Annotated in this window: 5 protein-coding genes and 1 pseudogene; 3 read left to right on the top strand and 3 right to left on the bottom strand. The window is 67.3% G+C overall.

Annotated elements, in window-relative coordinates; genetic code table 11:
* A pseudogene (locus tag AB0N75_RS14650) lies at positions 1–383 on the bottom strand (hypothetical protein); the annotation flags it as partial.
* A 202-nt stretch (positions 384–585) separates the two neighbouring features.
* On the opposite strand from AB0N75_RS14650, the gene AB0N75_RS14645 reads away from it, so the two are divergent.
* Complete coding sequence (locus AB0N75_RS14645) at positions 586–1,830, top strand: Ig-like domain-containing protein (RefSeq protein WP_364651266.1); 1,245 nt, start codon at positions 586–588, stop codon at positions 1,828–1,830.
* 123 nt (positions 1,831–1,953) lie between these two features.
* Here the strand turns inward: AB0N75_RS14645 and AB0N75_RS14640 are convergent, their stop codons facing one another.
* Positions 1,954–2,775: an RDD family protein gene (locus AB0N75_RS14640; protein WP_364651263.1), complete on the bottom strand. Its 822-nt coding sequence runs from the start codon at positions 2,773–2,775 to the stop codon at positions 1,954–1,956.
* Positions 2,776–2,888: 113 nt separating this feature from the next.
* Here AB0N75_RS14640 and AB0N75_RS14635 point away from each other — a divergent pair, with 113 nt between their 5' ends.
* Positions 2,889–3,881: a stage II sporulation protein M gene (locus AB0N75_RS14635; RefSeq protein ID WP_364651261.1), complete on the top strand. Its 993-nt coding sequence runs from the start codon at positions 2,889–2,891 to the stop codon at positions 3,879–3,881.
* Between the two features lie 250 nt (positions 3,882–4,131).
* Positions 4,132–5,337: a TIGR01906 family membrane protein gene (locus tag AB0N75_RS14630; protein ID WP_364651259.1), complete on the top strand. Its 1,206-nt coding sequence runs from the start codon at positions 4,132–4,134 to the stop codon at positions 5,335–5,337.
* Positions 5,338–5,392: 55 nt separating this feature from the next.
* On the opposite strand, the gene AB0N75_RS14625 is transcribed toward AB0N75_RS14630, so the two are convergent.
* Positions 5,393–7,204: a long-chain fatty acid--CoA ligase gene (locus tag AB0N75_RS14625; RefSeq protein WP_364651256.1), complete on the bottom strand. Its 1,812-nt coding sequence runs from the start codon at positions 7,202–7,204 to the stop codon at positions 5,393–5,395.
* Positions 7,205–7,230: the final 26 nt, after the last annotated feature.

Below are 7,230 nucleotides of genomic sequence, written 5' to 3'. Positions count from 1 at the left end.
AAGTCCTCACGCTGAGGCATTTCGGCGCGCTTTCTGGCGATTCCGGCCTTCTTCGTCCACCCGTAACAAGTCTCCCGGTTCAGGCCAAGGGACGCCGCCGTCTCGGTGACGCTGCCGAGCCGGTCCAGTTCCCGGAAGAACTCTTCCTTCTGTTCCTGGGAGTGTTTCCGATGGGTCTGTCCGTGCTTTCCGGTCGCGGGCAGCCCGGCTTTGCGGGCCCATGCGTAACAGGTCATCGGGTTCAATTTGAGTGCCCGGGCCGCGGCTGTGACACTTCCAAGCCGGTCAAGCTCCCTGAAAACCCCTTCCTTTTCCTCCTGCGTGTACTTTCCTTGTTTCGAGGGCTTCTCGCCTAAAGACGACACGGTCGTTGCATCTCCCAAAGTCAGGGTGTTGCAACGACCGCTAGAGGACGCCCCTCAGGTGCCCATCGCCGTCGTCGTCCCCGGGATGGTTACCGGATTGTTGGACGGCCGCGCCGCGCCGTGGCCCGGCGCAAGCCGCTGGGCGACCTACCATGGAAGCAGGGCCGTGCTGTGCCCTGGCGGCGCGCGACATGCCGTGAGGTCTCGAGTTTGGGTTGGGATGACTGAGGAAGAAAAGAAGCGCAAGGGCCTGAAGATTGCGCTGCTGTGCATCATCGGCGTGCTGGTGGCTGCCGCGGCGGCCGTCACCGCAGCCACCGTGGCGTCGCCCACCTTTGCCGCGCAGCTCGGACGCATGCTGGCCGTCGCCCCCGCCGAGCGCCCGGGTTTTTCGGAACCGGTCGCCAAAGCGATGTCGGTCGGCGTCAACCCGAAGGACAAGGCCGTGGAGGTCAACCCGGCCACCGTCCCCACCATCACCGCCAAGAACGCCTCCATCAAGGACGTGGTGCTGGCTCCGGCTAAGGGCGGGGAACCGGTTGCCGGCGAACTGTCCTCGGACGGCAGCGTCTGGAAAGCCACTCAACGACTGGACTTTTTGACCAAGTACGACTTCAGCTACACGCTGGTGGACAGCGCCGGAGCCGAAGCCGCCAAGCAGCAGAGCTTCACTACGGTGCTGGCGCCCAACCAGGCCGACGGATGGATGTACCCGCTGGACGGACAGCACGTGGGCATCGCGCAGCCGCTGGAGTTCAACTTCAGCGAACCGGTGCTGAACAAAAAGAAGGTGGAGGAGGCCATCAAGATCACCACCTCCGCCGGACAAAAGGGCGAGTTCTACTGGTACTCGGACACCAAGGCCCGTTACCGGGCGGCCAAGTACTGGGCGCCCAACAGCACCGTCACCGTGGACATGAAACTCTTCGGCGTGGAGTTCGGCAACAAGATGATCGGCATGAACGACGAGAAGATCACCGTCAACATTCTTGATGACCGCCGGGCCATCGTCGACAACAAGACCAAGACCATGAAGATCTACGTGGGCGGCCAGCTGGCCCGGACCTTCCCGGTTACTCTGGGCGACGCCAACTGGCCTTCCAGCAAGGGCATCCACCCGATCATGGACATGCACAAGTCGCTGCCGTTCAACCCGCGCAGCATCGGGCTCAAGCCCGGCGACCCCGACTGGTACGAGCCGTTCAACGCCAAGTACGCCAGCAGGCTGAGCAACAGCGGCGAATTCGTCCACACCGCGCTGGACCCCTCGGCGCTGGGCGTGCGGAACATTTCGCACGGCTGCGTGGGCATGTCAGAGGCCGGCGCGCGGTACTTCTACGAGACGATGCGCACCGGCGACATTGTGGATATCCGCAACACCGATGGCGGTTTCCTGGACCCGACCGACGGTTTCGGCGACTGGAACGTGGACTGGAAGACTTGGAGCTCGCAAGACAAGGGCTAGCCGGAACGTCCGCAGGGACCCTCTGCGCGGGACTAGGCGGAACTGACTACCCTGCGCGCAGGGCCAGCCGATCCCACAGCGTGCTGGCGCCGGGCGCAAGCCGTGTGGCCAGGCCTCCGTGCTTCAGCGGCCCTGGCGTCCCTTGTCCTGGAACGGCAGGGAATGCAGCCGGGTGCCGCGCTGGACGGCGCGGTCGTGTTGCCGGGATAACCGGGAAAAGTCGCGTTCGCGCCGCTCTGCCATGACCGCCAGCAAGTACATTTCCGGCGGCGTGCCAGCCGGCGGCGGAGGAGAGACGTAGCCGGAAGCCTCGTTGGCCAGGGCCGTTGCCAGCCTGGCCCGGGAGGCCGGGATCATCTTGGGCGCTTGGGACAGGAACTGCACAATCCTGCGGGCCAGCGGTTCCGGCAGCCGCCCCATATCCGCCAGCTTCACCCACGGTGCCAGCTGCGGGGGAATGTCCGGCAGGAGCTTCGGCATGACCCCGACGCGCTCCCGCATGCTGTACGTGCCGGCCAGGAGATCGCCCAGACGCTTGGACCTGTCGTTGAATAGGGCCGCCATGAAGGCCACCGAACCGAGCAGCAAGTACAGTTCGAAGACCGCCAGCAGACCCCGGATCACAGCATGCCGGAAGCGGATGGCACCGCCGTCGTCGCGCACAATGCGCAGGCCCATGATCCAGCGGCCGAGCGACTTGCCGCGGGTCAGCGTCTCGACAGCAACGGGCACAATCACCAGGAAGAACAACACCACCGTGATGGCCAGCGCCCGGGCGGCGGCGGCGTCGAAGCCGACATCCAAAGTTTCGGCCAGCAGCACGAAGGCGGCAATCAGCAGGGCCACGTTGGTCAGCACGTCGATCATCGAGCTGAGCGCGCGCACCCCGAAGGATGCCGGCCGCAGCTCCAGCACCACAGCCTCGCCGGTGATGACGTTGCTCATCGGACCCCTTTCCCGGGCGGCCCCTGCCGCCTGGTTCCACTCTATCGATCCGGGCGCCGATCGACCGCCCGTCCGGACCGCCGGCCCTGTCCGGCGCCGGATAGGCTAGGGGGGTGGATATCGATGCCTTCACCGCTGTGCACCAGCACGACTGGAAGCGGCTGGACGAACTGAGCGCCAAGCGTAGGCTCACCGGCGCCGAGGCGGATGAACTACTGGTGCTCTACCGGCGCACCTCTACCCACCTGTCGATGATCCGCTCGGTGGCGGCCGAAGGCCAGCTGTCGGCGGCTCTCTCCACCCGACTCTCACGCGCGCGCACGCGCTTCACCGGCGCCCGCTCCAATTTCGCCCGCGACGTCGCCGAATTCTTTGTGCTGTCTTTGCCCGCCGCGTTCTACCGGCTGCGGTGGCTGACCGTCATCATCGGTGCCGTGTTCATCCTGGTCGCGGGGCTGTTCGGCGCCTGGGTCGCGGGGAACCCCGAGGTCATCAAGGCAATAGGTTCGGACGAGGAAATCCGCAAATACGTGGAAGAAGACTTCGTCAATTACTACTCGGAAAACCCTAATGCCTCGTTCGCCGGCATGGTCTGGACGAACAACGCCTGGATCGCCGCGCAGGCGGTGGCCTTCGGCGTGACCGGGCTGTGGGTGCCGTACATCCTGTTCATGAACGCCCAAGGCGTCGGGATGGCCGGCGGAATGATGGCGGCCTACGACCAGTTGGACGTCTTTTTCCTCTACATCCTGCCGCACGGGTTGATGGAAATCACCGCGATCTTCATCGCCAGCGCTGCCGGGCTGCGGATCTTCTGGTCCTGGGTTTCGCCCGGACGGCTGACCCGTACCGCATCGCTGGCCCGGGAGGGCCGGTCGCTGATCACCGTTGCCCTGGGGCTGGTCCTGGTGCTCTTCATATCCGGCCTGGTGGAGGGTTTCGTGACGCCCAGCGCGCTGCCGGACTGGCTGCGGCTGGGCATCGGCGCGCTGGTGCTGGCGGCGTACTGGACTTACACACTGGTGCTGGGCCGGCGGGCCTACCTGGCGGGAGAGCGCGGCGACCTGGGCCGGTTCGACGCGGGCGAGACTGCCGTTACCGTCTAGAAGCCGGGCGGCCGCGCCCGGGGTGGCAACCGCGAAGCGTCGCCGGCCGGCGGTAGTCTCATAACCAGAGAGGCCAGCGGTACAGAAAGAGGCGACGGACGTGGCAGTCGAACAGACAAACCCCGGCGGAGACGGACGCAGAGCCCGGACGGTTCCCGGAGAGGCCACCGGCGTTGAGCCAGAGCGGGCTCCCGCGCCCCCGGTACCTGCCGCCAACGGCCGTTTTCGGGACGGAGCCAACCCACTTCCCATGCGGCGGCCCAGCCGGCTGCCGGACCTGAGTGCCGTGCGGCACGGCGGCGGTACGGCGCCCGACGGCGGTGCCCCGGCTGGTGCCGGAACCGAACCGACATCCGTGGCTGCTGCGCCCAGCCCCGACCGGCGTGAGCCGGCCGCTGCCCATTCCGGTGCGGCATCCGGCGGAGAGAGCGAGAGCACCAGCGCCGGCGCCAGCACCAGTCCCGGTGCCGCTGCCGCCCCGGTTGGATCGGGCACGGCCGGCCTTGGCCCTGCCGGGAGCAGCACTGTCGGCACGGACCGCGCGGAGCCGTCCGTCCGGAAGCCGGTGCCGGCCGCACCGCCGGCTCCTCCCGCCGGGACGGCCACGCCCGCCGACGGCGGCGAGGCGAACCCCGCGACCACCGCGCTCTCGGTCCGCCCGCCGCGTTCGGAAGTGATGCGCCGTACCACGGCGCGCGAGGAGGCAGTGAACGCCAAGCCGCTGGCCGGACGCATCCTGCAGGTGGTGCTGGCCGTGCTGTTCCCGCTGCTGCTGATCATCGGGGCCGTCCGGCTGGTGGCCACGCCGCTGTTCCTGGGGGCCGAATACCACCGCCCCGGTTTCCCGGCCGACAGCTTCGGCTTCAGCACCGATGACCGGATGACGTACGGTTCCTACGTGGTGGACTACCTGCTGAATTTCGCTGGCGCGCGGTACTTGGGCGATCTCACCGGCCCGAATGGCGGCAGGCTATTCCTGGACTCCGAAGTCAGCCACATGGCCGACGTCAAGGCTGTTTTCCTTGCGGCGATGATAGCCGGTGCGGCCATGCTGATCCTGGCCGTGGTGTGCGTGGTCTACCTGGCACGCCGCTACCACGGCGGTGTCCGGCGCGGCCTGTTCGCCGGCTCGGCGGCGACGCTGATCCTGGTTCTGGTGCTGGGTGTCCTGGGTGCGCTCAACTGGCAGCAATTCTTCACCGACTTCCACCGGATCTTCTTTGCGGACGGTACCTGGACCTTCTACGTGGACGATACGTTGATCCGGCTGTTCCCGGCGCAGTTCTGGATGGACTCCGGAATCGTCATTGCCCTGCTGGTATTGATGGTTTCCTCGCTGGTGCTGGCCCTGACCTGGCCGACGCGGGGACGGCGGAACCGCAGCGCGGCCGCCGCAGAAGAACAGCGCCGCCGGCACGAGCTGTTGCTCGCCCGGGAGACGGACCAGACGGCGTAACGCTGCCGGAAACACCCGGGAGGCAGGGCCAACCGGCGGCTGCTACGCCCGGCAGCTAGCCGTAGAGGCCGTCGACTTGCCCGGCGAAGTCCTCCAGCACGGTCATGCGCTTGAGCTTCAGCGACGGCGTCAGGTGCCCGGACGCTTCCGTCAGGTCTTCCCGCAGCACGTGGAACTTCCGGATCTGCTCCGCCCTCGAGACCAGCCGGTTGGCATGGTCCACGGCTTGCTGCAGCTCGGCCCGCACCGCCGGATCATGCGCCGCGGCGGCAAGGTCCATCGGGCCGCGGCCGGCGGCGGCGAGCCAGCCGGCGAGTTGCTCTTCATCCAGCGAGACGAGTGCGCCGATGAAGGGGCGGCCTTCGCCCACCACCACCGCCTGGGAGACCAGCCGGTGCTCTCGCAGCGCGTCCTCCAGCGGCCCGGGCGCCACATTTTTGCCACCCGCGGTCACCAGCAGATCCTTCTTGCGCCCGGTGATGGTGAGGTAGCCGTCGTCGTCCAGGGTGCCGACGTCGCCGGTGCAGAAGTACCCGTCCCGGAAAGATTCAGCGTTGGCAGCGTCGTTGTTGTGGTAACCGGGGGTGATGCCGATCCCCTTGATCAGGACTTCGCCGTCGTCCGCGATCCTAATGCTGGTGCCGGGCAGCGGCAGGCCGACGGTGCCGATCCGGTTGGCCCGCGGAAGGTTGACCGCGGCGGGGGCGGTGGACTCGGTCAGCCCGTAGCCTTCGAGTACGGGCACGCCGATGCCGGTGAAGAAATGCGCCAGCATCGGATTCAGCGCGGACGCCCCGGAGACGGTGTACTCCACCTGCCCGCCGAAGGCCGCCCGGAGCTTGCCGTATACCAGCTTGTCGAACAGGGCTCGCTTGGCCTTCAGCGCCAGGCCCGGGCCGGCGCCGGTGCCGCGGGCCTGCGCATCCCGGGCTTCCGAGTAGGCGACCGCCGCCTGCGCTGCCGCGTCGAAGATCCTGCCTTTGCCGCCGTCATGGGCCTTCTGGCGGGCTGTGGCGTAGACCTTCTCGAAGACGCGCGGCACCACCAACAAGAACGTGGGCTGGTAGGTGGCCAGATCCTCGATCAGCTCGGCCATGCTGGAGGTGTGGCCCATTTTCACTCCACCGGCCAGGCAGATCACCTGCACCGCCCGGGCCAGCACATGGGCCAGCGGCAGGAACATCAGCGACTTGGCCTCAGGACGCTTCAGGATGTCCGGCAGGAACTCCACCACATTGACGGCCAGTTCCGCGAAGTTGCCGTGGCTGATGATGCAGCCCCGCGGCCGCCCGGTGGTGCCCGAGGTATAAACCAAGGAGGCCGCATCCTGCATGCCGCGGGAGGTACGGCGCAGTTCGAGTGCTTCGTCGGTGACTGCGGATCCGGCCGCCTTCAGCCTGTCCAGTCCGTCGGCGTTTCCGTCCAGCTGCCAGACGGGAAGCTCGGCCGGCAGCCCGGAGAAGGCCTGGCGCACCACGGCCGCCTTGGCCGCATCCTCCGCGAACACCATGGTGGCCGCGGAGTCCTGCAGTATCCACTGCACCTGAAGCGGGGAGGACGTCTCATAGATGGGGACAACCACGGCTCCGGCGAACCAGCCCGCCAGATCCACCACCGTCCACTCGAAGCGGGTCTTGGACATCACCGCAATGGTGTCTCCGGCCTCGACACCGGAAGCCATCAGGCCCCTGGCCAGCGCCGTGACCTCGGCCAGCAGTTCGTCTGCCGAGACGTCGGACCACGCGCCATCGCGCTTGACGGCGTACAGCGCCCGTTGCGGGTCGCGCTGGTGCTGGGCCACCAGGATGTCGGTGATGTTCGACCCGGCCGGCATGGCCGCCAGGAGTTCTGTTACCGCTTCGCGCACTTCGTGCCCACCTTCTGCTTCCCCGA

Source organism: Arthrobacter sp. NPDC089319, from assembly GCF_040684925.1.
GTDB lineage: Bacteria > Actinomycetota > Actinomycetes > Actinomycetales > Micrococcaceae > Crystallibacter.
This window is presented reverse-complemented; position numbering and strand designations above follow the sequence as displayed.